General features: G+C 62.4%; 23 protein-coding genes. 11 read left to right on the top strand and 12 right to left on the bottom strand.

All coding sequences use genetic code 11. From position 1 onward, the window contains the following. Positions 1-121: 121 nt before the first annotated feature. From NBE95_RS18410 to NBE95_RS18420, 3 genes are all read left to right on the top strand, one after another. Complete coding sequence (locus tag NBE95_RS18410) at positions 122-1,480, top strand: MFS transporter (RefSeq protein WP_289896483.1); 1,359 nt, start codon at positions 122-124, stop codon at positions 1,478-1,480. Between the two features lie 76 nt (positions 1,481-1,556). Continuing rightward, positions 1,557-2,090, top strand: coding sequence for a 4-vinyl reductase (locus NBE95_RS18415; RefSeq protein ID WP_289896484.1), 534 nt, complete (start codon positions 1,557-1,559; stop codon positions 2,088-2,090). A gap of 71 nt (positions 2,091-2,161) precedes the next feature. Beyond that, on the top strand, positions 2,162-3,148 hold the full coding sequence (locus NBE95_RS18420) for a dipeptidase (RefSeq protein WP_289896485.1): 987 nt from the start codon (positions 2,162-2,164) through the stop codon (positions 3,146-3,148). 310 nt (positions 3,149-3,458) lie between these two features. Here NBE95_RS18420 and NBE95_RS18425 read toward each other — a convergent pair whose 3' ends face one another. The 5 genes from NBE95_RS18425 to NBE95_RS18445 form a co-directional block, all read right to left on the bottom strand. Further along, positions 3,459-4,184, bottom strand: a complete 726-nt coding sequence (locus NBE95_RS18425; RefSeq protein ID WP_289896486.1) for an aspartate/glutamate racemase family protein — start codon at positions 4,182-4,184, stop codon at positions 3,459-3,461. Further along, positions 4,181-5,458, bottom strand: coding sequence for an FAD-binding oxidoreductase (locus NBE95_RS18430; RefSeq protein WP_289896487.1), 1,278 nt, complete (start codon positions 5,456-5,458; stop codon positions 4,181-4,183). Before NBE95_RS18430 ends, NBE95_RS18425 begins: the two co-directional genes overlap by 4 nt. 79 nt (positions 5,459-5,537) lie before the next feature. Continuing rightward, positions 5,538-6,479 (bottom strand): tripartite tricarboxylate transporter substrate binding protein, encoded by a 942-nt coding sequence (locus tag NBE95_RS18435; protein ID WP_289896488.1) that lies wholly within the window; start codon positions 6,477-6,479, stop codon positions 5,538-5,540. After that, positions 6,476-8,035, bottom strand: coding sequence for a tripartite tricarboxylate transporter permease (locus NBE95_RS18440; protein ID WP_289896489.1), 1,560 nt, complete (start codon positions 8,033-8,035; stop codon positions 6,476-6,478). The genes NBE95_RS18435 and NBE95_RS18440 overlap by 4 nt, the downstream gene beginning before the upstream one ends. Before the next feature lie 7 nt (positions 8,036-8,042). Further along, complete coding sequence (locus NBE95_RS18445; protein WP_289896490.1) at positions 8,043-8,507, bottom strand: tripartite tricarboxylate transporter TctB family protein; 465 nt, start codon at positions 8,505-8,507, stop codon at positions 8,043-8,045. Positions 8,508-8,796: 289 nt separating this feature from the next. Here NBE95_RS18445 and NBE95_RS18450 point away from each other — a divergent pair, with 289 nt between their 5' ends. Beyond that, positions 8,797-9,693, top strand: coding sequence for a LysR family transcriptional regulator (locus NBE95_RS18450; protein ID WP_289896491.1), 897 nt, complete (start codon positions 8,797-8,799; stop codon positions 9,691-9,693). A 468-nt stretch (positions 9,694-10,161) separates the two neighbouring features. Here the strand turns inward: NBE95_RS18450 and NBE95_RS18455 are convergent, their stop codons facing one another. The 3 genes from NBE95_RS18455 to NBE95_RS18465 form a co-directional block, all read right to left on the bottom strand. After that, positions 10,162-10,647 carry a heme-binding protein gene (locus NBE95_RS18455; RefSeq protein WP_289896492.1) on the bottom strand — a complete coding sequence of 162 codons (486 nt, stop codon included), beginning with the start codon at positions 10,645-10,647 and terminating at the stop codon, positions 10,162-10,164. 88 nt (positions 10,648-10,735) lie between these two features. Beyond that, the gene (locus NBE95_RS18460; protein WP_289896493.1) at positions 10,736-11,344 is read right to left on the bottom strand and encodes a response regulator; all 609 of its coding nucleotides are present in this window, start codon (positions 11,342-11,344) and stop codon (positions 10,736-10,738) included. Beyond that, positions 11,341-12,849 (bottom strand): ATP-binding protein, encoded by a 1,509-nt coding sequence (locus NBE95_RS18465; protein WP_289896494.1) that lies wholly within the window; start codon positions 12,847-12,849, stop codon positions 11,341-11,343. The genes NBE95_RS18460 and NBE95_RS18465 overlap by 4 nt, the downstream gene beginning before the upstream one ends. 503 nt (positions 12,850-13,352) lie before the next feature. Here NBE95_RS18465 and NBE95_RS18470 point away from each other — a divergent pair. From NBE95_RS18470 to NBE95_RS18480, 3 genes are all read left to right on the top strand, one after another. Next, complete coding sequence (locus NBE95_RS18470) at positions 13,353-14,552, top strand: hypothetical protein (RefSeq protein WP_289896495.1); 1,200 nt, start codon at positions 13,353-13,355, stop codon at positions 14,550-14,552. Between the two features lie 36 nt (positions 14,553-14,588). Beyond that, complete coding sequence (locus NBE95_RS18475) at positions 14,589-16,052, top strand: hypothetical protein (protein ID WP_289896496.1); 1,464 nt, start codon at positions 14,589-14,591, stop codon at positions 16,050-16,052. A gap of 166 nt (positions 16,053-16,218) precedes the next feature. Further along, positions 16,219-16,689, top strand: a complete 471-nt coding sequence (locus tag NBE95_RS18480) for a hypothetical protein (protein ID WP_289896497.1) — start codon at positions 16,219-16,221, stop codon at positions 16,687-16,689. Between the two features lie 32 nt (positions 16,690-16,721). On the opposite strand, the gene NBE95_RS18485 is transcribed toward NBE95_RS18480, so the two are convergent. The 3 genes from NBE95_RS18485 to NBE95_RS18490 all read right to left on the bottom strand — a co-directional run bounded on the left by NBE95_RS18485 (position 16,722) and on the right by NBE95_RS18490 (position 19,495). Continuing rightward, positions 16,722-17,249 carry a TnsA endonuclease N-terminal domain-containing protein gene (locus NBE95_RS18485; protein WP_289896498.1) on the bottom strand — a complete coding sequence of 176 codons (528 nt, stop codon included), beginning with the start codon at positions 17,247-17,249 and terminating at the stop codon, positions 16,722-16,724. A 198-nt stretch (positions 17,250-17,447) separates the two neighbouring features. Then, positions 17,448-17,516 carry a hypothetical protein gene (locus NBE95_RS22440; RefSeq protein WP_354670376.1) on the bottom strand — a complete coding sequence of 23 codons (69 nt, stop codon included), beginning with the start codon at positions 17,514-17,516 and terminating at the stop codon, positions 17,448-17,450. Positions 17,517-18,139: 623 nt separating this feature from the next. After that, positions 18,140-19,495 carry an IS1380-like element ISPme1 family transposase gene (locus tag NBE95_RS18490; protein WP_012112698.1) on the bottom strand — a complete coding sequence of 452 codons (1,356 nt, stop codon included), beginning with the start codon at positions 19,493-19,495 and terminating at the stop codon, positions 18,140-18,142. A gap of 479 nt (positions 19,496-19,974) precedes the next feature. On the opposite strand from NBE95_RS18490, the gene NBE95_RS18495 reads away from it, so the two are divergent. The 4 genes from NBE95_RS18495 (at position 19,975) to NBE95_RS18510 (ending at position 23,485) form a co-directional block, all read left to right on the top strand. Further along, on the top strand, positions 19,975-20,679 hold the full coding sequence (locus NBE95_RS18495) for a hypothetical protein (RefSeq protein ID WP_289896499.1): 705 nt from the start codon (positions 19,975-19,977) through the stop codon (positions 20,677-20,679). A gap of 140 nt (positions 20,680-20,819) precedes the next feature. Beyond that, complete coding sequence (locus NBE95_RS18500) at positions 20,820-21,680, top strand: restriction endonuclease (protein WP_289896500.1); 861 nt, start codon at positions 20,820-20,822, stop codon at positions 21,678-21,680. Between the two features lie 54 nt (positions 21,681-21,734). After that, positions 21,735-23,090 carry an IS1380-like element IS1247 family transposase gene (locus NBE95_RS18505; RefSeq protein WP_078527637.1) on the top strand — a complete coding sequence of 452 codons (1,356 nt, stop codon included), beginning with the start codon at positions 21,735-21,737 and terminating at the stop codon, positions 23,088-23,090. After that, positions 23,087-23,485, top strand: a complete 399-nt coding sequence (locus NBE95_RS18510; protein WP_289896501.1) for a hypothetical protein — start codon at positions 23,087-23,089, stop codon at positions 23,483-23,485. Before NBE95_RS18505 ends, NBE95_RS18510 begins: the two co-directional genes overlap by 4 nt. A 122-nt stretch (positions 23,486-23,607) precedes the next feature. On the opposite strand, the gene NBE95_RS18515 is transcribed toward NBE95_RS18510, so the two are convergent. Then, positions 23,608-26,769, bottom strand: coding sequence for a hypothetical protein (locus tag NBE95_RS18515; RefSeq protein ID WP_289896502.1), 3,162 nt, complete (start codon positions 26,767-26,769; stop codon positions 23,608-23,610). Between the last annotated feature and the right edge of the window lie 138 nt (positions 26,770-26,907).

The following is a 26,907-nucleotide window of genomic DNA, read 5'->3' on the forward strand; positions in this document are numbered from 1 at the left end:
CTCCGCTCCATGGTTTGGGGCGGCAGGGCGCCGGTATGCGCATCCGCATCCGCATCCCCACCAGCCGCCACTGCCCCGCGATGCCTCTCGTCCTTGTTTCTCGAATGAAGAAAGGTCAGACATGTCAGCACGACTTCAGGATCAGACATCGGCTCCGGCGCTGCGCAAGGTCATCAGCGCTGCCGCGATGGGCAATTTCGTCGAATGGTTCGACTTTGCCGTCTATGGATTCCTGGCGACGATCATCGCCAGCCAGTTCTTTCCCAGCGAAAGCGTCAGCCTGGGGCTGCTCAAGACTTTCGGGGTCTTTGCGGTCGCATTCGCCATGCGCCCGTTGGGAGGGATCTTCTTCGGCGTCCTGGGCGACCGGCTGGGCCGCAAGGGTGTCCTGTCGCTGACGATCCTGCTGATGGCCGGGGCCACCACCCTGATCGGCCTTCTGCCGGTCCATGCAAGCTGGGGCATAGCGGCACCCATCCTGCTGACGTTTCTGCGTTGCCTGCAGGGCTTTTCGGCGGGCGGCGAATATGCCGGCTCGATCGCATATGTGATGGAGCACGCGCCGAACGACAGGCGCGGCTGGTATGGCAGCTTCATCCCGGTATCGACCTTCCTGGCTTTTGCTTCGGCCGCGCTGCTGGTCTTTGCCCTGGAAAGCAGCCTGACGGCCGAGGCGATGACCGCCTGGGGCTGGCGCGTGCCTTTCCTGCTTGCGGCGCCCCTGGGACTGGTCGGCCTGTATCTGCGCTGGCGCATGGAGGAAACGCCCGCCTTCAAGGCGATGGCTGCCGACGACAACGTCCATGCCCATTCGCCGCTTCGCGAAACCCTGAAAAGCCAAAGCCAGTCGATGCTGCGGCTGGGAACCTTCATCTCGCTGACAGCCCTGTCATTCTACATGTTCACCACCTACTTCTCAACCTATCTGCAGGTGGAGGGCGGGTTCACGCGGCCGCGGGCCTTGCTGGTGACGATGATCGCCCTGATCTTTGCCGCGCTGTTCTGTCCGGTCGCGGGGCGCATCTCTGACAGGATCGGCCGGCGCAACACGATCCGCTTCGTCTGCGCATGGCTGTTCGTCATGGTGGTTCCGGCCTATCTGCTGGCCAGCTCCGGCGCGCTGTGGAAGGCTATCCCCGGTGTCCTGCTGCTTGCGACTGGTGCGCTGACGGCCAATGTGGTGACGGCGACGCTGCTGTCCGAGACCTTTCCCACGCGGACGCGCTATACCGCCTCGGCCTTCACCTACAATGTCTCATATACGCTTTTCGGTGGCACGGCCCCGCTGATGGCGACCTGGCTGATCGACACGACCGGCAACAACCTTGCCCCGGCCCTTTACCTGATGGTCATTGCGGTTCTGGCTGGCCTTGGCGGGCTGGCCTTGCGCGAAACCTCGCGGATCTCGCTGATGGATGACGCCGCGCTCCTGCCGGATGCGGGCCTGTCCCTTTACTCTGCCCAGCAAGCCGCAAGATGACCCGGGCGGGCTCCCTGGTCCTGCTCCAGGGAGCCCGCTTCTTCAACGCTAACCCTCTGATCCAAGGATGAATGACATGCAGCCCGCTGTTCAGATCGACGTGGACGAAGCCAGTGGTATCTGGCGCACCGATGGCCTGCCCATGGTCTATGTTCCGCGACATTTCATGGTGAACATGCACAAGGAAATCGAAGAAACCCTTGGACGCGATGCCTATGAGGCGATGCTGGACCGCTCTGGCGCCAAGTCCGCTTTTTACTGGTGCAAGCGCCAGTCCGAACTGCTGGGCGCGTCCGAGCGCGATGTCTTCGCGCTTTATCTGCAGCGGCTTTCGGAACGGGGCTGGGGCCGCTTTTCCATCGAGCAGCTGGATCTGGACCAACTGACGGCTCGGATCACGCTGCGAGAGTCGATCTATGTGCTCGAGTCGGAAGGGCAGGCCGCTGCACCCGCTTGCTATATGTTCGAGGGTTTCCTGATCGGCGCCATGCAGTTTGCCTGTGCCATGCGCGGCATCGAGCCGCAGGAGATCACCTGCCGCGAGGTGCAATGCGCGGCCATGGGCGCCGCCGAATGCCGCTTCGAGGTCGCCTGCATCCTGACGGACTGAACGCGCGCCTTGGGCTGCCCGGCACGCGGCGCAGCCCGGTCATCATATATCTTATCGAAATGGAAAACATCATGAAGGACAAGGCCAGCACGATCTATGAGAACGCAGTCGTTATCGACGGTCTCATCATCTCGAAATGGAGCGGCGATCTGTTCAGGGAAATGCAGCAATCGGGCCTGACGGCCGCGAACTGCACCTGCAGCGTCTGGGAGAACTTCGGCGATACCGTCAACAATATCGTGCAATGGAACCGCTGGTTCCGCGAATTTGGCGACCATATCGTCAAGGCGGAAAGCGCTGCGGATATTCGCCGCGCGAAGGCTTCTGGAAAGACGGCGGTCGTTCTGGGCATGCAGAACACCTCGGCTTTCGAAGACAAGATCGGTTATGTCGAGATCCTCAAGACCCTTGGGGTCGGCATCGCGCAGATGACCTACAATACCCAGAACTGGGTCGGCAGCGGCTGCTATGAAAGCCGCGACAGCGGCTTGTCGGATTTCGGCCGCGAAGTCGTGGCCGAGATGAACCGCGTCGGAATGCTGTGCGATCTCAGCCATGTGGGGCCGAAGACGTCGCGGGATGTGATCGACACCTCGACGGTGCCCGTTGCCTATTCGCATTGCCTGCCCACGGGGCTCAAGGCGCATCCTCGCAACAAGTCGGACGAGGAACTGCGCTATATCGTCGACAAGGGCGGTTTTGTCGGCGTGACGATGTTCCCGCCCTTTCTGGCCAATGGCGTCAATTCGACCATTGCCGACTACGTCTCTGCGATGGATTACGTCATCAATATCGTGGGCGAGGATGCTGTCGGCATCGGCACCGATTTCACCCAGGGCTATGACCAGCCGTTTTTCGACTGGATCACGCATGACAAGGGATTTGGCCGTCGGCTGACCAGCTTCGGCGAGATCGTCAACCCGGCCGGTTTCCGCGAGATCCGGGATTTTCCGAATATCGCGGACGCCATGGCCGATGCCGGCTGGACCGAGGCGCGGATCGAAAAGATCCTGGGCCTGAACTGGTTGAACCTGTTGCAGGCGGTCTGGGGAAAGTAAGGCCGAAAAGCACATATACCGGATCGCGAGCCGGGGGTAAGCCCTGGCGCTGGAATGCGCATCTGGCCCACCAACAGAGGGCGCCGCCGTTGTCCGAAGCAGGAGCGGCGCGCCCGGTCAGCCACATCACCGCGACATTTCGCCCGGCCTCGCGTTCGAGGCGTCGGCTTGACGGGATGGCGGCTCGTTTCGCCGGGGTCGTGCAATGGATTGGGATCGGAGACGAGTTGCGTGCCCGGCGCGTGCAATCGCGGACGGATGCCCGGGCATTCCGCAGGCTGCCCGGGCGCGAATGTCCCGACCGGCCTCGCTATGTAAAACCCTTGTAGGCTTGCCGGAGCGCGGCTTGGTGGATCATCCCCGACAGCGTCACCAGGTCGAACACCGGAAGCGCCAGGGCCTGCTGCAGGCTGAAGGCAAAGGGTGGCAGATCGGTGCATTCCAGCACGATCGCGCGGATCGCCGGATTGCGGGCGACAAGGGCGCGTCCCGCGGCGATGACCTCGGCCTCCACCTTGTCCAGATCCATGTCGTTGCGTTCATTGCGCAGGATGACGCTGGCGAATTCCTGCGTGTCCTCCAACCCCTGGATTTCCAGCGGTATCCCATCCGCGCCGACGCCGGCCAGATGGCGCGGTGTCAGGGCGGCGGCCGAGGCGGTCAGCACTCCGATGGGCGCCCGCGTCATTTGCCAGACCAGCGGCACCTGGATCAGCGACGACAGAAAGACGGGAATGCGCACGGACTCGGCGATTTCGCGCTGGAACAGCGCCAGGAACCCGCAGGAGCCGGTAATCGCATGGACACCTTGGCGTTCCAGCCGTTGCGCTGCCTCGATCAACCGTCCGACCATGGCCGGGCTCGGGCGGTTCAACAGTTCCGGAACGGTGATGCCGTCGAGAATCTCGTAGGCCGTGGTGAACGGCAGGCTGGACGGGTTCTTGATATGCCCCGGCGGCTTCGGGAAATAGCTTTCCAGCGAAAGCACGCCGATGGAAATGCCGCAGATGTTGCGGCCGCCGCGTTGCAAGGTCATGCCGACTTCTCCTGTGAGCCAAGGAAACGGAAGCGGTCGGCGCGGAAGGGCGCAAGATCGACCGAAGGTATTTCGCCCGCCGCGAGCTGGGCGATCAACCGGCCGGTGGGGGCACCCCCCGAGAGGCCCAGATGGCTGTGGCCGAAGGCCAGCAGGATGTCGGGACAGCCCGGCATCCGGCCGATCACCGGCAGCGAATCCGGCAGCGACGGGCGATGGCCCATCCACTCGGTTGCGTTTTCCACATTCAGCGCCGGAAAGATCTCTTGACCCAGAATCGCCAGGTTTCGGGCGCGGCGATAGTCCGGTGAGGCGCTCAGGCCCGCCAACTCGACGGTTCCCGCCAGGCGCAGGCCGCCTTCCATGGAATTGGCCACGACCATGCGGCCGGCCTCCATCAGCGTATTGTTGACACGCACCCCGGGGTCGGGGACGGTCAGGTGATAGCCCCGCTCGGTTTCCAGCGGGATGGTCAGCCCCAGAGGCCGCAGCAGCTTCGCCGACCACGCGCCGGCCGCGACAACCACCTGGGCAAAGGCCAGCGTGCCCTGCGGGGTTTCGATCTTGACGCCCCCGGGGCCGGGGTGCAACCGGGCGACATCGCACCGCAACATTTGCCCGCCCTGCCGGACCACGCGCTCTGCCAGCACCCGCAGCAGCCTTTGCGGATTGACGCTGTGACCCTGCCCGTGGATCACCACCGCCTTGCGGTAATGCGGCGAGATGTCGGGTTCCAGCTCGCGCAGCGCGCCGGCGCCCACAAGCTCGACATGCGCGCCCCGCTCGCGCCGAAGCCGCAGGCCGACCGCGTTCAGGTCGGCCTGCGCCTCGTCGCGGTAAAGCTGGATATAGACGCAGCGACGGACCAGTTCCTCGTGCCCGCTGCCGCGCAGCAGGTGTTCGTAAAGATCGACGGTCGGCGCATAGAGGCTGCGCAGAGCGTCGGCCTGCGCCGGGATTCTGCCCGGTCGTCCGGCTTGCAGAAAGCGCGCCAGCCAAGGGGCGGCCGCCGGCAGATGACGCAGCCGGATCGCCATCGGACCCAGCGGGTCCAGCAGCCAGCCGGGAACGGATTTCCACAGCCCTGGCAGGGATTCCGGCACGCAGGACCATGGCGAAAGGTTCCCGGCATTGCCATAGGAGGCCCGTTGATCGTCGGTCCCGGCCCGGTCCAGGACGGTGACCCGAAAGCCCTTTTCCTGAAGATAAAGCGCCGCGCAAATGCCAATGATACCGCCGCCGACGACGGCGATGCTTCGTTCGTCCGGTGTCATGTTCATTCCGAATTGTGAGTGCTGCCGGAACCGGCCACAGGGCCCCGGGCGCGCGACAGCCGCGCGCCCGGTCGGCCGGTCATTTCCGCATTTCGGCGGCCGCTTCGGCCATGATGCCGTAGGTGGCGCGCATGTCCGCCACCCATTCGTCGCCGTGGCGGAAATCGACTTTGGCGCCGATATTCTCGAAGGCCTTGACGACCTCAGGATCCTGCATCGCCTGTGCGCTGGCCTCGACCAGTTTGTCCACCACCTCCTGCGGCACCTCCTTGGGCGCGAAGATGCCCGACCAGCCCTCGAAATCGCCCTTGATGCCGAAATCGGCAAAGCTGGGCACGCCGGGATATTGGTCGGACTTCTTGTTCACGACCAGCAGGCGCGCGCTGCCCGACTTCAGATGCGGATCGAAGGCGGGGGGAAACGAGACGGCAGAGTCGATGTGGCCGCCGATCAGCGAAACCATCGACTCGGCGGTGGTATTGGCGTGCACGTAGTCGACGGTATAGCCCGCTTGCCGCGCGGCGATGCTGGCAAGGATCGTCCCCGACGAGGCCGCGCCCCAGGATCCCTGCGTCAGCCGCTTGTCCTTGGCGCCCTGCATGAACTCTTCGAAACTGCCGTAGGGGCTATTCTTGGCGACCAGGATCCCCAGGGGAACCGCCGACAGTTTCACCACCGGGGTGAAGCTGTCGAAATCATAGGACACGTCGCTGAAGTTGGGCGTGACCTGCACATTGCTCAGCCCGACGTTCAACAGCGTATAGCCGTCGGGCTTGGCGTTCACGACCTCGGTCGTGCCGATAACCCCGGTGCCGCCGGCCTTGTTGACCACCGCGACGGGCACGCCCAGGATCTTCTCGACCGCATCGGCCCAGACCCGCGTGGTCAGGTCGGAATCGCCGCCCGCGCCCCAGGGCACGATCACCCGGATGGGCTTGTCGGGAAACTCGGCCGCGGCCGGCATCGCAAAGGCCGATGCGAAGGTGCCGATGGCGGCAAGAAGGGCAAGCTGTTTTTTCACTTTTGATGCTCCTGTTGGAAGAGGTGTCGACCGGCCGGAACCGGCGATTGGCTTGCCGCGAGCGCGCGGCGGCGCGTCTTGCGGTTCATGCGGATCGCCGACCAGACCGACAGTGCGGCAAGGGCGATGAACCCCCAGCCGATGGGCGAGGCCAGCAGCCGCAGATAGTCGCCGCCGGCGATGGAAACCGCCTGGTCGAGGTTCTGCTCGAAGATCGGCATCAGTATGAAGCCGATGATGAAGGCGGCGGGGTTCAACCCGACAAGGCGCATCCCGTAGCCCAACACGGTAAAGACCAGCAGGATCATAATATCGTTCAGGCTTTGGTTGGTGGTGAAGGCGCCGATGACGGCAAAGGCGAAGACGCAGGGGAAGATGAAATAGGTCTTGACCGAGGCCACCTTCATCCAGAACCGGAAGCCGAAGCGCGCGATCACCAGTAGGAACAGATCCACCATCAGGAAGCCGGCGAAGATGGCATAGATGGTGTCGGTATGTTCGTAAAAGATCGTCGGTCCGGGGGTGATGCCGTGGATCAGGAACGCGCCCATCAGCAGCGCGGTCACGTCGTCGCCGGGAATGCTGAGCGTCAGCATCGGGATCATGCTCGACCCGCAGACGGCGTTGTTCGAGGATTCCGCCGCTGCGATCCCGTGCAGCGAGCCCTTGCCGAAGGTCTCCGGCTCCTTGGATGCGCGCTTGGCCTCGCCATAGGCCAGGAAGGCGGCCGCGCTTGACCCCAGACCCGGCAGAGCGCCGACCACGGTCCCGATGCCGGTCGATTTCAGAATCGTCCCGAAGACCGATCGGTATTCGCGGAAGCTGATCCGGTTGTCGGCGGGATTGGGCGAATGCCTCAGGACCAGTTCGTGTTGCGGGGTCTTGCGGCGGCGGACGCCCTCGATCACCTCGGGCATGACCAGGACCCCGATCAGCAGGGGAAGGAAGGTGAAGCCGCTCAGCAGCTCGGGGATGCCGAAGGTCAGCCGCGCCGCCCCCGTCAAAGCCGACATGCCGACCATCGCGAACAGCATCCCCAGGCAGCAGGACAGAAGCCCCCGGGGCACCGATTCCCCGGTCATCGAACCGACCACCGTGAAGGCAAAGACCAAAAGCCAGACCTTTTCGATCGGACCCGCCTGCAGCGACAGCAGCGAGATCGGCGCGGCCACGAAGATCAGCACCAGCGTCGCCAGCATCTCGCCGGTGACCGAGGCGTAAAGCGCCAGGCACAACGCCTTGCCCGCTTTCCCGGCCCGCGCCAGCGCATGCCCGTCGAGCGAGGTCAGGAAGGACGCGGCCGCGCCCGGTGTATTGATCAGGATCGCCGAAATCGAGCCGCCATAGATCCCTGCCTTATAGACCGCCAGCAGGGTCACGATGCCCACCACCGGATCGAAATAGAAGGTCAGGGGCAGCATGATCGCGATGGCCATGATCCCGGAAATGCCGGGGATGGCGCCGAAGACGATCCCGACGCAGACCCCCAGCGCAATGCCCAGCACCGGCGCGGGCGCCAGAACCGCGGTGAAACCGTTGATGATGTTGGTCAGCATGGCGATCTCACAACGACCATTCGGGCAGATAGACCCGGATCAGCTCGCGGCAGCCGTAGAAGGTGACGACCGGAATGACGATGGAGACGACCGCCATCGCCAGCCACGACCGGCCCCCGAGCAGGACGGCCACGGCGAACATCGCGGCCGAGGTGGCGACGACGAAGCCGAGCGTGGGCAGAAGCCACCAATAGGCGGCGAAGATGCCCACATAGATCAGCACACCGCCCAGACCCTCGGTCGCGATCGTTTCCTGCGGCGCCAAGGCGCTTTGTGCGATGATCTGCCGCAACGACGCTATCGCGATCATGGCCGCGAAGATCAGGATGAACCCCGCCACGACGCGCGGCATGAACATCGAGCCAAGCTGCGTCTCGACCCCGCCCTGGGCCAGCCCGTCGCGCGTCAGGATCAGGATAGCGCCGGCGATCAGGACCGAGCCCAGCACGACATCGACGTAACGCCGGTTCATGGCTGCCTCCGCGACCGGCCGGTGGGCGTTCCCCCGCGCCAGCCGCGCTCTGCATGGCCGGGCATCCATCTCTTCATGGTCATCGTTCTTGGGCGGAACAAAGCTGCCTCCTTGTCACTAAGACGCCGGTTCACTCCTGCGCCTGTCTTGTTGCCCGCAGGATAGGTGGTAACGTGCCATAAAGTCGAATTTGAAAATTCTTCATAGCTAAAATTTTCTCTTATAGCATGGGATTCGATCGCTGGAGGTAGCAATGAACAGCAAGCAGCTTGTCGTCTTTCGCGAGGTCATGCGGACCGGCTCGTTTTCCGAGGCGTCCCGGATTCTCTACCGCACCCAACCCGCGATCAGTGCCATGATCGCTAGCCTGGAATCGGAACTGGGCTACAAGCTGTTCCTGCGCCGTTCGGGACGGCTGATCCCCGTGCCCGAGGCCCATTACCTGTTCGAGGAAGCGAGCGAGATTCTGGAGCGGCTGCGCAATGTCGAACAGAACATGACCCGCATCGGCAATCTCGAACAGGGGGAACTGCGGGTCGTCTGTATGCCCGGCCCGTCGGTGATCCTGGTGCCGCAACTGGTGACGCGCTTTCTCGAGAATCGTCGGGATGTGCGGCTGACGCTGCTGACACGCAGTTCATTGCAGGTGCGGCATTTGGTGGCCACGCAGAAATTCGACCTCGGACTCGCAGATCTCAGCGACCATGTGCCAGAGGATTCGAACCTGCTGCGGTTCGAGCCCGTGACCTACGATTGCGTCTGCGCCCTGTCCGAGAAGGATCCTCTGGCGTCCCGCTCGGTCATCACGCCGCAGGATCTGGCGCAGCGCGACATCGCCGCGCTGTTTGCCGCGCATTCAACCTACGGCCGCACGGCCGAGGCCTTCGCTTCGCATGGCGTGCCGTTCCGTCCGAGGTTCGAAACGCAATATTTTTATCCGCTGCTGTCCTTTGTCGAGGCTGGCCTGGCCTGCGCCGTCATCGACCCGCTGAGCGCGGAAAGCTATCGGCTGTCGCGCAGCGATGCGGGCAGGGTGACATTCCGTCCGTTCCGCCCAGCCGTCCCATTCACCGCAGCGGTTGTCATGCCGCAGCATCGTCCCTTGTCCAAGCTCGCCCAGGCCTTCGCCGAGATTCTGCATGACGATCTTAACGTCCACCATCGAAGATATTCGGACCTGAGCTAGGGTCAGGATCCAGCCTTCGCGAGGGGACTGAAACATGAGCAACTTTTTCTGGCGGACGGATGCGCCGATGGCGGCCCCGTCTTTCCCCAAAGCCATGGCACGCTGAGCGCGGATGACCGGCGTATTCCAGGGTCCATCCCTGTAAGTTGCAGAGCCAGAAGATGATGATTGCGTTGAGGAAGATGTCGGAAAGCAATTCGGGGAACTGTTTCCCGGCGATTGGCCAGTCTTCAGTCGACCGCAGGCATTCTCGATGCGGTAACGCTTTCGATAAAGGCGTTTCTTGTGCCTGCCAGGTTTCCTGCGTTTCTTGCTGGGCGGGATGCAGGGACAGATGCCGCGCTCCTTCAGGTCGTCGCGCAGCCAGTCGGCATCCTAGGGCTTGTCACCCAGAAAGCGCCTGGCTGGCGACCGCCAGCCAGGCGCGACCCCGCTGATGCAGGCCCCCGGCAGGGCCGCGGCCCAACCTTACTCTGCCGCGCCGATGGCGGTCAGCCCGGCGGTGGCGCAGGTCGCGTCGATCTCGCCCGAGGGCGCGCCGCCGACGCCGATACCTCCCACCAGGGCTTCACCGATGCGGATCGGCAGGCCGCCCGCCTGGATGACCATCCGCGCATCCATGTCGCGCAGACCGGCATTTTCGGGGGCCGAGGCGATGAAGCCCGCCAGTCCGGCGGTATCGCGGCCCATTGCGGCCGAAGTGAAGGCCTTGCCGGCTGCACTGGCGCCGGTATGCGGACCCGATCCATCGGCCTTGAGCATGACCTTGGTCGCCCCGTCGCGCGCCACGATGGCAACGCTGACATTGTGGCCCTCGGCGGTGCAGGCCTGTAGCGCCGCATCAGCGGCCTTCACCGCCAGATCGAGGGGCAGATAGGGTGCGGTCGGCAAATCCTGCGCGGCAGCCGCAAGGGGAGCCAGCAGGGCTGCGGCAAGAACGGGAAGGCGGATCATCGGGATCTCCTGTCATTTATGATGACCGGAAGTTAGTCCCGCCCGTCCAGGCTTGGTATGCGTAGACTTGGCACGCGCATCCGTAGAACTACGGAGCGGCGCTCCCCTCCAGCCAGAGCCGGGTCATCTCTGCCTGCGAGGTGGTGCCGAGCTTGCCGCCGATGGCCGCGCGGTGGCTTTCCACCGTGCGCGGCGACAGGCGCAGTGCTTCGGCGATCTGCCGGGTGGTGAAACCCGCCGCGATCTGTTCCAGAACCTCTGCCTCGCGCGCGGTCAGGACCGACAGCAGCGCCAGCGTCTCGGCCAGTTCGGCGCGGCGGTCCAGCTGGCGGTCGAGGATCGTCTGCGCCTTCTGGATGGCGTCGATCAGATCCTGCTCATCGACCGGCTTCGACAGGAAGTCGATGGCGCCATTGCGAAAGGCGCGGCGACACGCCTCGATATCGCCATGGCCCGACATCACGATGGTCGGCCAGTCAACGGCCAGATCCGCCAGCCGCTCCTGAAGCTTCAGCCCCGAGATCACCGGCATGCGGATGTCGAGGATCAGGCAGCCCGGCGCCAGTTGCGGCAGGCGGGCAAGGAAGGTCTGCGGATCGGCAAAGCCGGTCACCGGGATATCGACGGTCGACAGCAGAAGCGTCAGCGCCTGACGCACCGCCGCATCATCATCGACAAGGTAGACGGGATGGATCATGACGCCTCCTCCAGCGGCAGGGTGATGCGAAAGCAGGCGCCTTCGGCGCTGTCCCGCAGCACGATCTCGCCCCCGGCGCGTTCGACCAGCCGTTGGCTGAGCGCAAGGCCAAGCCCCGTGCCATCCGGCCGGGTCGTGGTGAAGGGCGTGAAAAGCCGCTCTCGCAGATTCGGCGCGATGCCGGGGCCGTTGTCGCTGACGGTGAGCACGGCGTTTCCGGCCTCTGTCCGCAAGGTAACGCGGATCTGCCCTGCGCGGCTGTCCTTCAGCGCCTCCAGCGCGTTGCGCAACAGGTTGAAACCGACCTGCTCCATTTCGACCGGATCGGCACGAACGGGGACGGGTTCCGCCGGCAGGTCGAAGTCCAGCGCCACATCCTGCGCCTCGGCCTGCTGCGCCAGCAGCGCCGCGACATTGCGCAGAGCGGCCCGCAGGTCGAATGCCCGCAACGGTGCCGCCTGCGGGCGGGACCAGTTGCGAAAGCGTTCCAGAATGGCCGAAGCGCGGCGCGCCTGGGCCACCGTATCCTCCAGCACCGGGGCCAGCCGCTCACGGTCATCGCGCGCCAGAAGCCGCCGCCCGGCCTGCGCCTGGGCCAGAATGGCGGTCAGCGGCTGGGTCAGCTCATGCGTCAGGCCGCTCGCCATCTCGCCCATCGCATTGACCCGCGCTGCATGGGCCAGCCGGGAATCAATCGCGCTAAGCCGGGCCTGCTCCAACGCCAGACCGGCGCGCCGCCGCTGTCGCAGGAAGGCCAAAGCGCCGAGCCCTGCGCCGAAAGCGGCAAGAAGGATCAGCACGCTGCGCAGCGGAGGGAACAGGTCCGCCAGGACAATGCGGCGTGCGGTTTCCAGCCGCAGGGGTTGCGAGGCGCTGCCGAGGATCCTGGTCTGCGCAGTCTCTGCCATCGCGCCGCGCCGAAGCAGCGGTGTTCCATCCGGCAGCGAGAGAGCCAATCCGACTCCGGGTTGGTGCCAGAATGGCCCCGCCTCCTCCAGCAGGCGGGCTGCGTCGATGGACAGGATAAGACCATAACGTGCGGCGTCGGAATTGGGGCTACGCTTGACCATGATGTAATGCCCGCTCCGGCCCGGATCGGGCAGAAGTGCGATTTCACCGTGCGACGCCCGGGCAGCTGCCGTGACCTGTTCCGCCAGTGCGGGTTCGACGGCGGCTCCCGCGCCCATGCCCGGGCCCAGCGGCACCAGAGAAATGGCGGTGATGCGTGGATAGAAGCGGGCGATGCTTTCCGCCGCTTCCAGGAACAGCCGTTGTTCCGGATCATCGCTGGCCACCGCAATCGCGGAAAGCGCCGTCAGATGCGCATCATGCTGATCGGCCCGCTGCGACGCTAGGCGGTGCAGCACGGCGGTCTGCTGCGCCAGTTCCTCCGTCAGCGTCCGGTGCTGCACCACGCCCATGGTCGCCAGCAGGACCGCGAGCAGCCCGCCTCCGAGAAGGGCAAGTTTCAGAGGGCTTTCCGGAATGGGCAAGGCGCGCGTCATGCTGTCAGTCTGGCAGCTTGGAGCGGCGAGGGAAATGCCCGGTTCGACCGGACATGGGCCCTGCGGCATCGACCTCGGCCTGCTGCGCCAGCCAGCGACACAGCGCGGCAAGACCGGGTGACGCGATGGCAGTTTCGGGCGCGATCCGGCCATGTGGGTTGCCATCGGGGTCAAAACCGAACGGAGCAACCAGTCGTCCGCGTGCAACCCTTGGCGTATTCGCACCGAGGCCCACCAAGCGCTGCCTCTGCAATCAGGAAGCGGTGGTCCCGCATAGCGGCCGGTGCGGGCTCCGCCGATGGTCAGCGCCCACCGGATCGCCAAAGCAGCCACTCAGGCCGTGCCGCAGCGGCAAGCCGGCGCCAAGCCATGGTTGACAGGAAATGCGCTGACGTATCCTGCGCATATCAAGCCCACGCATGGCTTGCGCGGATACGACCCGAACCGGCTTGGCGTTGTTGTTCCTGCGGGCTAATTTGCCCTTTCGGAAAAAGGGAAACCGGATGCGCAAACTGAAATGCACGAGCTGCGGCGGGACGCTCGGCCTCGTGACCACGGCAGAGGGCCACCTGCTCGGCAGATGCGGCAATTGCGGGTCCGAATATGTGGTCGAAGCGCAGGGCCGCCGCCATGTCGTGCTGGAGCACCGCTTTCCCGACGGGCGGCCCGCCGGGGCGTTCCCACCGCCGCCCGTCTCGCGCCGAGGGGCGCTTGCGGCGGGGCTCGGCGTGATGGCGACCGGGGGCGGGATCTTGGTGCTGCCGCACTTCCTGCGCGGCGCGCACCGGGCAGCGCCCCAGGAGGGGCTTGCGGTCAAGACCCGTTTCAATGTCGGTGGCGAAGGGGCGGGGCCCGGGCTTTTCCGCGAATATCCGTCTCATATCGGCATCGACAGTCTTGGCCGGGCGATGATCCAGGACGGCGGAAGGCGGTTTTACATCTTTGGCCCGGATGGCGCTTTTCTGAACCAGTTCCCCTGTCCAAAGGACAGCGGTGCGATGCTGGCCGTGCTGCCGGACGGCAGCATCATCACCGGCAGTTCGCGCCGCATTTTGCGGATCGATCCGATGATCGGCGACATCGTCGGCAGCCAGCCCATGCCGGAGGGCGACAGCTATTGGGCCAATGGAGAAGGCTCTTGCGTCACACCGGACGGGGGGCTGGCCCTTTACCGCGTCGCACCGCGCAGCGACGGGGATGACGAAAGCCTGCCGCCGCCGGACACGCTGATCCTTCTTGACCGCGATCTGACCGAACAGCGCCGCCTGACCGGGCTGATGGCCCAGGCGCTGGCCGCCGACCCCATGGCCACCAGCGCGCCCACGGCAACCGGCATCGCGATCAACGGCGCGGGCAGCATCTACATCGTGATGAAGCGCAGCGAGGATCAGGACAGCCGCGATGGCATATTCGAGTTCAATGCCGATGGCCGCTTCCAGCGCCGTATCGCGACCACGCCGAAATTCTCTCCCTGCATCGTCGCCAGTCCCGACGGCAGGCTATGGCTTTCGGATCCTTGGGACAACATGTTGGAAGAGATCATGCCCGATGGTATCCGGCGCGTCGATCTGGCGGCGGCGGGGAGGGAAAACGGCGCACAGATCGGCAATATCCGCTCGATCGCGGCTTATCCGAACGGTGACATTGCCGTCATCGGCGTGTCGGCATGGCGATTTGCCCGGCTCGGCATCGGCACCAGCTAAGAAAAGGCCAAAGCCGTGAAATGCACAAGCGTGGGGATGCGCATTTGCGGACCATATCTGATCGGCAAGACGGTGCTGAAGCGTGGGCTGGTCTGGTTGGGGCGAATCGATATCCATCCGGCACGCTCCTCGGGCCTTGCCGAGTCCGGCACCCGTGTCATTCAATCCCTGGCGGCCTTCATGACGAACAACACCCTGCCTGCCCTGATCGCGTTTCTGCTGGCGGCCATTGGTCCTGCGCTGGCGCAGGATCTTCCGCCCCATCAGTCGCTGGAAACCCGTCACGTCTGCGCTGCGCAGCCTATCCATGAGACCCCGGCCGGAACGGAAGCGCGCATGCTGGAGGCGGGCGCCGAGGTCTTGCTGCGGGATGTGACCTTCGGCCCTGAGGGTGGCGCATGGTTTGCCCTGGATTATCCCACCGGCAAGGGGCTTGAGCGCGCCACGGGCTATCTGCCGGTGTCCTCGGTCAAGCATTTCTGTGCGCCGGAGGGGGCTGCCCCCGAGGACAGCGCCGCCCGCCTGCAATCCTATCTTGCACCGCCGAACACCTGCCATGCCGTGGCGGCCCGGGCCGATACGGTCGAGGAGTTGAACGGCCATGCCCGCTCCATGGCCGCCTATGCCCCGGCAATGGCTGGCTACCGGTTGCATTCGGGCGGGTTTGCCCTGTCGCTGGGGCTTGTCAGCACCAACCTCCGCGATCGGATCAGTTCACCCGCTGCGCGCCTCCAGACCGGCATCACCTGTGTGTCAGGCGCCGATTTCGCCGAGGCGCTGGTCCATGACGGCACGGCCTTCGTCCCGGCAGATCCCGGCGGCTTGTCCGATGACGCGGCCCGGCTCTCCGCCGCGCAGGCCTTGCGCGCACGGGGGCTGGAGAGCGGTGACCCGGCTGCCTTGAAACAGGCCTGCGATCTCGGCCTCGGCGCGGCCTGCACCGAATTCGCCAGCCGGATTCATGACGCGCCTGACGGCCCGGGTCGCGGCCCCGCCGTGGTCACCCGTTATGCGCTGTTGGGTTGCATGGCCGGGGATCTGGAAGGCTGCCGGATGGCCGTCAACCGGCAGGGCAATACGCTGGAGCTTGCGCGGGAGCAGGCTCTGCCCGATGCCGGGCCGGGTGAGGGCCGCGTGACGACAGAGATTGCAAAACGTCTTTGCGACGCCCAAGACCGGTTCGGCTGTGTTCTGCTGGCGCGGGGCACGGCCGTCGACCGCGCACCCTCGCTGGTCGAGGCATCGTCGAATTTCGCGGCCAATCTGACGGCCTGTCAGCAGGGTATTACCTGGATCTGCGAAGGGCTGAGCGACGATCTGGACAGGGTCCGCGCGGCCCGCGGCACCGGTTTGACCGGCAATGAACGCTATGCGCTGGCCGGGATCGAGGCGGGGCTATGCGCCCCCGGCCCGCGTGAACCCAATCAGCGCAGCTGTACCGGCGCCTATTACCTCTACCGCGATTTCCTGAACTACAGCGATGCGGCCACGCTGGATTGATCCGGTTACGGATCTCGGCCACCGCCTGCCGTTTGGTCGGTCGCTGTGTGCTGGCATAGGCGTCAATGACTTCAGAAGCCATCGCCTCGGTCCGGTGACACCAGCGCAACCCGCGATTGCCGCTGCGATGAGTGCTGGGTAGGAGTGCCAGCAGGTCGTACCCGCCGTGCTCGTAGGCACGAAGCCAGCGCAGAATGGTTTTGGCGCAAGGGAGCTTGCGTGTAACCAACTCCGCACCCGCGCGTTTTCCACCGGAGCCATTGCCAATCTGCCCCGATTTCCGCCGGACCTCATAGTCGAGTACGGGCGTGATCATCGTGACCGATGTATAGGTTCTGACGACTTTGCCGCCCTGCTCCAAGGTCAGAAAGCTGTCGCAGATCGCCTGCCGCCAGAGAAGAATGGACCTGGATCGGTCATCGAGTTCGGCCAGCACATCAGCCGGACGGTTCTTCCTGTCGCGGCTACGGGCAAAGTCGAAATACCCAGCCTGGTAGCGGGTATCGGAGGATTGCAGCAGATCATGAACCTCGGCATGGGTGAAGCTCTCCGTGATCCCCGGCTGGTCGGTACGTTCAAGAATGATGGTTTCGGCCTGCACCTCAGTAGGGCGATAAGCAACACCGCCCACCGTTAGCAGATCTGAGCGGGAGAGACGGAGGCGTATGTTCATGCTGCGACCTCCGTCAAAGCGGGACGGTTCCACATGATCCGCCGCGCAGCTTCTGAAGCCGCCCTCCGGTCCAGCTGTTCGTCGGTCACGAGTTTGACCCGATGCGCGAAATGCTTTGGCATGTCGGCAGCGATATGGCGCAACTCGGCGATGAAATCCCGTCGGATCACCCTGTCCGCAGGCTTGATAGCGACCGCGATCCGCTCGCCATTGGTCAACGTGATGAGAAAATCGAACACATGCCTCGCAGTGCTGCCATCGGCGCGGCGGTACAGAATCGCGGGCGGCTGTTCCAGAATGTCATGTATATCCGGGCGCAGCAGCGTCAGGCACAGAAAGCGGTATTCCAACATGCTTTCGAACTGGATGACACGCGGGCGCTCGTAGGCCGGAAGTTTGGCGATCATGCTGCCGCGCAGGCTCGCCTTGGAGCGGCGTACAACATCCCGGCTCGCGCGGCTCGGTTCTGGCGCGCGGTAGATCAGGGTCTGGTTCATATGGTTTCGGAACGCGCGGTCATCCATGCCCCTACCTTTCGGCGCAGGGGATGAAGCGCTTCCGCCTTCTTTCAAAAATGCAGGGGCAGTCCCGCCGAAACCATTCCGGCGGGTTGACTTTTTCTGCGTCTTGAGGGAAAGAAGAAGTGTCGCGACCAAACGACATCTAATTCTGAAGGGCCTTCCTGTTCCACTAGGAGGGCCTTTTCCCTTTGTGACGGTATGCTATTTTTCGGTTGAGCCCTCCTCCGCTGTATATCTCTCTGGGAAGAGCCGCTCTGGCGTTGTCCCCAAGGCGTATGCCAGCTCCGCTTCGACCCGCCGCGACCGGCGGTAGCCTTAGCTGACAATCGTGATTGTCTCAGGTGCTACCCCAACCTCTCGTGCGAGTGCGCTGATCGAAAGACCGACTGCACTCAAGCGTTTGCGGATGTCTGCGTGGCGCGCCAGATCAACAGTCATTGTTACTCCATGCTAGACTAGGGGTTCCAGGCGAACTGGGAGCCGAAATTTGCGAATCACCCGTCCCACAAATGGATCAAGTGATTCGACGAATCAATAACAAAGGTCTCGCAAGCCTTTGAATTATCAAATTGAATTTAGATTGAGTCATGTGCACGGTGATTTGGGTCATCACCGAACACCCGTGCGATTACGCTGTGATCCCGATCAAGGTTCGACGGCAGGACAAGGGAACCGACATTCCCCAAGTGGCCTGCCGCTTGACTTCAAGATCGCCTGATTTTGCTCGCTGGGCAAGCGTTTTTCGCCCCGAGCGGTGTCTGTCGTCGCGCAAACGGCCGAAGTCGGGTGGATCAAGCCTCGAACCCGCAGCATTCTGGCCCGGCAGAGCCGCTTTTCCGCGCGGCAGACGGACCTGTCCTGCCGCTTTCGTTCAGCTTGGGCATGGATCGTGGTCATGCGCATGACGGAGGCGTTCGAAGACGGCGGATGGCGGCAAGGACGGCCCGCACCATCGGGCCGGTGACGGCGACCTCGGCCAACTGGAAGGTAATGGCGCGGGCGTGGCGGACGACGCGGGCGCCGATCTTGATCAGCTTGAGTTGCAGGCTGGTCAACGACCAGTCCGCCATGGCCTCGGGCAGTTCGATGCAGCGCAGGAAGGTTGCCAGGTTGTAGGCCAGCGCGTGCAGTTGCAGCCGCACCTCGTTGTGCCGGAACTTCCGGCATGACAGCCGCGTCCAGCGAAAGGCATATTTGCCTTCCTTGATGTGCTGCTCTGCGGTGCCGCGCTGGTTGTAGAACCTCACCACCCAGTCTGGCTCCATCGGCAGGTTGGTGACGATGAAGCCGACTTTGGGGAACAGCTCGCCCGGATGCCATTCGATCTTGGCGATGACGCGGCGCGGCTTGTCCCAGGACGCCGCCTGATACTCGAAGTCCTCGAAGAACCGTTTGACCTTGGTCAGCGAAGGCCGTCCCACGGGCCGTGTCAGCCGATGCGCGATCTTCTCGCGCAAGACGGCGTTGGCGGGCAGACGGATGGCGTAGAAGAACCTGGCTTCTTCCAGCCGCATATAGATCGCGGGGATCGCGTAGGCAGCGTCGGCCCGGAAGAAGCGTCCACCAAGGTCGCGGCCAGCATATCGGGCAATGACGGGATCAAGGACATCCCGCCAGCCATCGGCGCTGTGGACATTGCCGTTACGCAGGGCGCAGCGCTCCAGCATGCCAAACTGGTTGAACAAGAAGATGGGGTGATAGCAGGTGCAGTCGAAATGCCCGTTCCAGGCAGCACCTTCCTGATCGCCGTGGGTGGGGCTGACCGAGCTGTCCATGTCCAGCACGATGTATTTCAACCCGTTGCGGTCATGAAACCGGTCGATCCATTGGCCGTTCAGATCGGCCAGCGCCGCCCGGTTCGCGGCCAGAGCCAGCGTCTCGGTCTCGAACCGTCCCATCTGCGATGCCGAAGCAGCTTGCGCCTCGACGGCCCTGCCGCCAACGACCTGACGCATCACGGGATCGAGGGCCAAGCGGTCGGCATCGTTCACATCCTCGTATCCGGCCAGTCGTCCGAACACCGATTGCCGGAACAATCCGTCAAGCCGATGGAGCGTGTTCTTCCCGGTGCGGCTGTCTCGCAGCGCCTCCGACGCCAGATTGGACAGGCCGAGCACGTCATCAAGCTCGCGCATCACCAGCAGGCCACCGTCTGAACTGATCTGCGCACCACGGAACTCCAGACGCACACGGCGGTCGAAATCAACCCGATCTCCCCGCGCCAAGCCCGCACCCTCCAGGTGATCCATGAAACGCGCCCCTCGCAGCCGTCAACGCCATGATTTATATGCGAAATATCACGATTACGACAGCGAAATCAGCGACTTACTTGGAGAATGTGGGGGGAAACCGTCTGGTGAACTCTGTGCAGAATCCCACAACTCTGAGTGTTCGGCTCCAGCAAAGTTGTTTTCGCCGTCTCAGGAGGACTGCGCAATCATGACCGATTATAAAAATCGGCACCGCGCCCCCACATGCACTAGTGCCGCCCAGATCGGCCGGGCCGGTGGTCATCTCCCCGGTCGGGCTACGCCCTCCATTCGTCACGCACCCGGCGCTTCGTCTCATCCTGATTGACGCGCGGCAGCTGAAAGTGCTGCTCGTAGCCCATGGCATGCCATGATACCCCTCAATGAAGGAATAGCCGGTGGGTCCATGCCAAGCCTCGGCATAGATTCTCCGCAACGCTGGATAGTATCACTGTGCGGCACAAAAAAGGATGACAGCCATGAGACGCGAGAATCGCCGTCGCTTCACCCCTTTCGCCTCCCTGTCGCGACACCGGCAGCGTGATGCCTTCGTGCGTTTGCGTTGGAAAATTCTGGGCGATAAGCCGATCTATGGTGGGCTGTTCACCAGCCATCTGGTGCTGGACGAACCGGGCCGCCCAGATATCTACAGGCAGTGGTTTCTGGGCCTTGACGGTCACAGCATCTGGAACGCCAGCATAACCACCGGCAACCTGCGTTTCTGGGAACGCGCCGAGGATCTCGCCTCGGAGCAGACCCGGTCACGGCTGACGGAGGCAGAACTGGAAGAGGAATATTGCTGGAGATTCAGTCCTGCGTTTTATGACGGAAGGCAGAAACTTTATCGGGTGATCCAGTCCGAACCGCGCCGTCATGCCGCGCTCGATGGCCTGACCGTCAGGGAGTATGAGGAGAAGGTCGCCTGGGAGGTCTTGCGCGAGACCCCGCCGGTGATCCATGAATCTTTCCGGCTGGACCACTCATACCAATACGGCATCGGGCTGGAAATTATCGTCGATGCGCCATTCATCGATCACACCGTGATCGAAGGAGCAATCTTAAGGTTTCAGGAGCTTGGCGAGATCGGTTGGAAAAACCCCGAGCCAATCCCGCGCGATCACCTGCCGTTCCAGACAGAGGCAGAAGCAATGACCGCCGCTGAGCGCCATATACCGCAAGTCTGAACAGCTGTGGTACCAGCGAGCCAATAAAGGTGCTTTCGCGACATCATGTTTTGCTTGCGGCACAGCTCTAGAAGCCGTTGATTGAATGAAAATTTTGAGGTGCCGGTTTGAACCAGATTCCACGGGTATGGGGCGTCCATATGGGCGAGCATGTCGGCAGCCGCCCCGTGGACGGCGGATATGTCGCAATCGGCTGGTCGGCCTTGGGCGACCTGAGGCAGTATGCAGATCGGGACGCCCTCAAGGCTGCACTGGCCCTACACTACCCAAACAAGAAAGTCGGCTCACGGCCCGTCGATGCAGGCATCCTTTTTCGCTTCACCCACGAGATGAAGGCAGGCGACATCGTCGTGTATCCTTCGAAGCATGACCGCATGGTCAATGTCGGCAGGTTCACCGGCGCTTTTGAACATGTTGCTGACGACCCCGATGACTATCCCAATCACCGGGGCGTCGAGTGGCTGCTGCACCTTCCCCGAAACGAGTTCGGGCAAAGCGTCCTCAACGAAATTGGCGCGTTCATCACGGTGTTCCTAATCCAAAGCAGTGCTGACGCATTCCTTACGAAGCTGGGCATAGCGGTACCTGAAGGCGATGCCCCGGTGAACGAACCGGCAGTAGAGGTTGAGGACGACGATACGGCGACAGTCGCCGTATCCAAGCAAGCGGAGTTGACGACCGGCGATTTCATCATCCGCCAGATCATGACCAAGCTGTCGGGCTATGAGTTCGAGGAGTTTGTCGCGCATTTGCTCGAATGCATGGGGTACACCGCCCGCGTCACGCAGCGTTCAGGCGATGGCGGCGTCGACGTGATCGCCCATCGCGACAAGCTCGGGTTTGAACCGCCCATTCTGAAGGTCCAGTGCAAACGCAAGACCGACCAAGTTCCGCGTCCGGAAGTAGACCAATTGCTCGGCACCTTGGGCGAAGGGGAATATGGGCTGTTCATTGGTCTAGGCCCACATTTCCCAAGTAAGGCGCTGATTTCGCTGTCCTGACCATTATATTTCCTATATAAAACATGGTGTTGAAGGCTGCGAGGGGCGCGTTTCATGGATCACCCAGAGGGTGCGGGCTTGCAACGGGCAGATCGGGTGGATTTCGACCCTCGCGTGCGGCTGGAATTTCGCGGCACGCAGCTCAGTTCCGACGGCGGCCTTCTGGTGATGCGCGAGCTTGATGACGCGCTCGGGTTGTCCGATTTGGCGTCAGCGGCGCTGCGCGATACTCGCTCTGGCAAGAACACGGTCCATCGGCTCGACGGCCTGTTCCGGCAATCAGTCTTTGGGCGGCTGGCCGGATACGAGGATGTCAACGACGCCAACCGTCTCGCCTGCGATCCGGTCATGCGCCAAGTTGTCGGCGGCAGAGCGGTCGATGCACAAGCGGCCTCGGCATCGCAGATGGGACGGTTCGAGACCGAGACGCTGGCTCTGGCCGGGAACCGTGCCGCGCTGGCCGACCTGAACGGGCAATGGATCGACCGGTTCCATGACCGTAACGGGCTGAAGTACATCGTTCTGGACATGGACAGCTCGGTCAGCCCGACCCATGGCGACCAGGAAGGGTCCGCCTGGAATGGCCATTTCGACTGTAGCTGCTATCACCCCAACTTTCTGTTCAACCAGTTCGGGATGCTGGAACGCTGCGCCCTGCGCCATGGCAACGTCCACAGCGCCGATGGCTGGCGTGATGTTCTCGACCCCGTCATTGCGCGCTACGCGGAGCGCGACCTTGGTGGCAGGTTCTTCCGGGCCGATGCTGCCTACGCGATCCCGGCGATCTATGAGCGATTGGAAGAAGCGCGGTTCTTCTACGCCATCCGGCTGCCCGCAAACGCGGTCCTCAAGGACAAGATCGCGCATCGGCTAACGCGCCCTGTCGGGCGGCCGTCACTGACCAAGGTCAAGCGGTTCTTCGAGGAATTCGAGTATCAGGCGGCGTCCTGGGACAAGGAACGCCGGGTGATCGCCAAGATCGAATGGCATCCGGGCGAACTGTTCCCGCGTGTCGGCTTCATCGTCACCAACCTGCCGATGGAGCCGGACTGGGTGGTGCGGTTCTACAACCAGCGCGGCACCGCCGAGCAGCACATCAAAGAGGGCAAATACGCCTTTCGCTGGACGCGGCTGTCGTGCCGGAAGTTCCGCGACAATGAGGTGCGGCTGCAACTGCACGCCCTGGCGTACAACCTGGCCACCTTCTTGCACTGCATCGAGCTGCCCGAGGCCATGGCCGACTGGTCGTTGACCAGCCTGCAACTGAAGCTGATCAAGATCGGGGCACGTGTGGTCCGTCACGCCCGCACCATCACCTTCCAGCTGGCCGAGGTCGCTGTCACCGGCACGATGGTACGCGCCATCCTCGCCGCTATCCGCCGATTGCGAGCGCCACCGCTATGCGCATGATCGCGATCCACGCTCAAACTGAACGAAAGCGGCTGGACAGATCTGTCCGCTGCGCTGAAAAACGCCGCCCCTGGGCAAGGAAACAGCGGCTTCGCGGTCTGATCCGTCCAGATCCAGCAGTCTGCGCGACCGCAGGTGCCGCTTGCGGCAGAAAATCCTTGTCTAGCGCTCGGATACAGGCGATCTTCACCTCAAACGACACGCCACTTGGGGAATGCAGGCTAGGATCATTCAGCCGCCAATCCGTGGAACTGGAGCGCAACCGACCCAAGCTGCGGCTGATCGACGGCGAGCAGTTTGTCGAGCTTGTCCTCGAAAACTACTCTCGGCTTTCACCGCGATATCGGACATTGCTGCCTTTGAAGCAAATCTACGTACCCGATCTCCAAGGGTGAGGGGTTGTGACTTCATGCAACAATGTTTGTTTCGGTGGCGAAGGGCGGGAAGCGGACTTGCGGCGGCGCAGCGCGGCAAACGCAGGATGTCCACATCCGATCATTCATCCAATCTGTATGCGTCAAGGATGCCAACGCTCGCCAAGTTCAGCACTCTCATCTTCTCGTTTGGCATCTCGTTCGTACCGTTGCGCAATGCGTTCAAGCATGGCAGCAACGCGAGGAAAGCTATTGGATTGTCGTACGCCGAGTTCACGGTATTCTTTCGAGAGGGCACGCTCCTGCTCGCCGCCATCATAAGGGCCACGAACCGTCACGCCCCTTGAATTGTAGACGCCGAATTCGAAGGATCGCCGAAGGTCAGTCAAATCTGGCCGATCAAGTAACCGTAGGACCGCAGCCGGTAACCATCGATCAAAGCCGTTGCGTTCAGCAACGCGGGCAAGGCAGTCAGCAAGTTGAGATAGCGCCATCCCGAGCCGCGCTTGTTCTTCCGCAAGTCGTATCATTTCCTCGCTCCATGCAAGAAAAGTGTCGCCATCAAAGGTGCCGTCTTCTTTCAAACCAGGGATTTGAGACCATGAGTGAAAGATGTGATAACCCAATTCAGCGCGAATGCGCAGTTGTTCGGGATCGACGCTCTCCATATCTGGCTCATGCGCACCATCCGCGCGCCGGAATATCCATCTTAGTAGCCCAATGAATTCTGAGGGATCCCGCATCATGATGCGGTGAGTCGCCCAAATAGGGCGATCGCTTCCGCCGCCGTAGTCTTCAAGAAGTCTCGCAAAAGGCCATTCGACTCCGGCGATTTCTGCCTCGGTGACATCCTGCGATGCATCAAGATACTGCAGGATCTGCACGAGGTGCCAACGGTCCGGCAAAGTTCCTTCTGGCTCATCGCCGCGCGCGATACAATGAAGTATCTCGATCCAGAGCTTGGCTGCTATTTTTCTGGGCTCGAAACAAGCTGCGGCATATGCGGATTTTGGACGGGATGCTTCCAGCAGACGTTTCACTAAAAAATCCGCGTCGCCTGCGTCGTCATCGCGGAATATCTGGATGTTGGCTTTTTCCCAGTACGCGCTCTGAACTTCACCACCAATCCGTTCGGCCAGTTGCCAGCCACTTTTCATATTCGGCAGGCATCTGCCGAGGCGATACCGACCAGCTTCACTTTCAAGCAATCCCCGATCCTGCATCTCTCCTACTAGATCTGCGATTTTGTCTTCATCGCGAATGAACAGTGCCTGCATCAAAAAAAGCTCTGCTTTGCCGCCTGAGTCGGTGTTGGTCAGTGCTCGGGTGGCCCAACGGACGGCCTGCTCTCGCGGAGCTTCCTCGCCAGCCAGAATCCGCGCTGCGATTTGTGGATGAGCGAGATTCAGCGCAAATTCGTAAACACCATCTTCGCCGTGTATGCGCTCGATTTCTTCGACGGCCTCACGGCGCAGCTTTTGCGTGAGTTCGTCTCGCTTGCGCCAATCCAATTCGTTGGTTTCGTCATGGCCCAACGCAGACCAGCCTAGATATTCCTGCTCAAATAGCCACAAATGGCGCTGACGGGCGTCGACCGGGCGCAAATGGTCGAGCATGCGGTCAAGCAAAGCAAGATGTTCGTCTGCCCCATCTCTATCGTGATCGCCCTGATCTGGCTTCTGAAGCCGACGGCCTAGCTGCCCTCGCTCGGTGCGAATGCGCTTGGCCAGGGAACCCTTCGCCACATCGGATGCCTCCTTGGCCCATCGCTCGATCTCTGCCCCAAGGCGTCCAAGATCATCAGGATGAAGGCCGTCATACGCATCAATGACCGCCGTCAACTCAGCGTCATTGAGCGGTGCAAGGTCGAGAAGCAATTGACTGGCGGCCCGACGTGCATTCCAGCAGTCAAGATTTGTGACAGCTTCATAGTCGCCTTCAACTTTAAGCCAACGCGGCATCGCAGTCCGGGTCGCAAACTTAGGACCTGAGGCGATCAGGGACTTACAGGCCTCAATTGCGGGCAACCGATAGGTTGCAGATAGTCTGCGCAGAACATTCATCCTCTCGGCAACACCGACGGTTGTCGAAGGTACCCAGTCCCGGAAAAGCGCCGAAGCGGTATTCGCGGGACTGTTGGAATAGTTGTCGTTTATTGGGTAGGCGCAGAGGCGAAATACGATCTCTGCCACTCGAGCGAAGTGAATTGGAGACCACGCAAGCGCTTCAAGTGCCCATAGCAATTCTGTGCGAAGGCACTCTTGCGAGATACCTGCGTCTCCGACACAGCGTATGAGGCTGGAAACAGGTGGGTTATCACTGTTTAAGTCTGCCTCCACACAATCGAGAAAGGCTGCTGGCGAAGCTTCCGCCAATGCCCGCAGATGGGGACGGATACTTACCCAAGCATCTGGTGTCATATCCGACAGCAAATTTCGGACAAGGCGATCTATACGCGAAGGCAAGTCAATTCCGAGACGGTGTCCGCAGATGACATCGCCATATGTCGAAAGGATGCCCAAGGTGTCTCCCATGCCGGAAAGCAGGGCGCCCGAGTGAGAGCGGATCTTGCCGTGAATATTGGCGCACCACCATTCATTTTCAGGGAGGTCAAGCTTCGGATCCCTTTCACCAAGCGCGTCCGCCGTCAAAAGGAGGAAATTGTCGAGATCGCCTGGCTCGATATAAGGCCCGACGGCAAAAAGGGCATCGAGCTGTGATACCATAACAGTCACATTTCCTATCTGAGCAAGCGGTGCATCCTCGCCGCGCGACAGATACCTGACAGCGCCCAACACCTCGTCCTCGGATGCTCCTGCAAGAAGCGCGACCATAGCCGGATCATCGAAACGTTCGTCCTGTATCCATCCTCCCACCAACGCATGCGGGATCAGCTGCCTTGCTGTGGCCGTGTTCCGTGCCCATGAGGGGTTACGTACGGCGGGGTCATCTGACAGGCGTCGGCGCAGCACTGTGACCGAATGTCCAACCTCCAGCGCTCGACGCTGCGCTTCATCTCTTGAAAGCCCCACTTCTTCGAGGGCCTCCCTGAAGGTTTCTGCCCCAACATGCGGCAGTTCAAGCTGCTCACGCGTGGCTAGCTGGCCTTTCGACATAGGGCGAATAATCTGGAAGCGATTTCTATCGCCTAATGCAGGCTCTAGGTCTTGGGGAAGATCCAGTACAAGGATCGGTTTCTGGCCTGTCCCAGCACCTGGCACCGCATCCGATGAGGTCACGACCACCATTCGGTCCAGAAGGTCATAGGCATCGGCCTGAATCAGAGCCGCAATTGAAAAGGCCACTGCTTCCTGTCGGCTATCCGAGATGATAGGAATTGTCCGACCGCCATCTCGGAGCATATTCTGGTACGTTTCGCTCTTACCGCCCCGTCGTTCCGCCACCAATCTGGCCGGTATGCTTGGGGTCGACGCGCTCGCCCA

This window comes from Paracoccus sp. TOH, assembly GCF_030388245.1.
Lineage (GTDB): Bacteria > Pseudomonadota > Alphaproteobacteria > Rhodobacterales > Rhodobacteraceae > Paracoccus > Paracoccus simplex.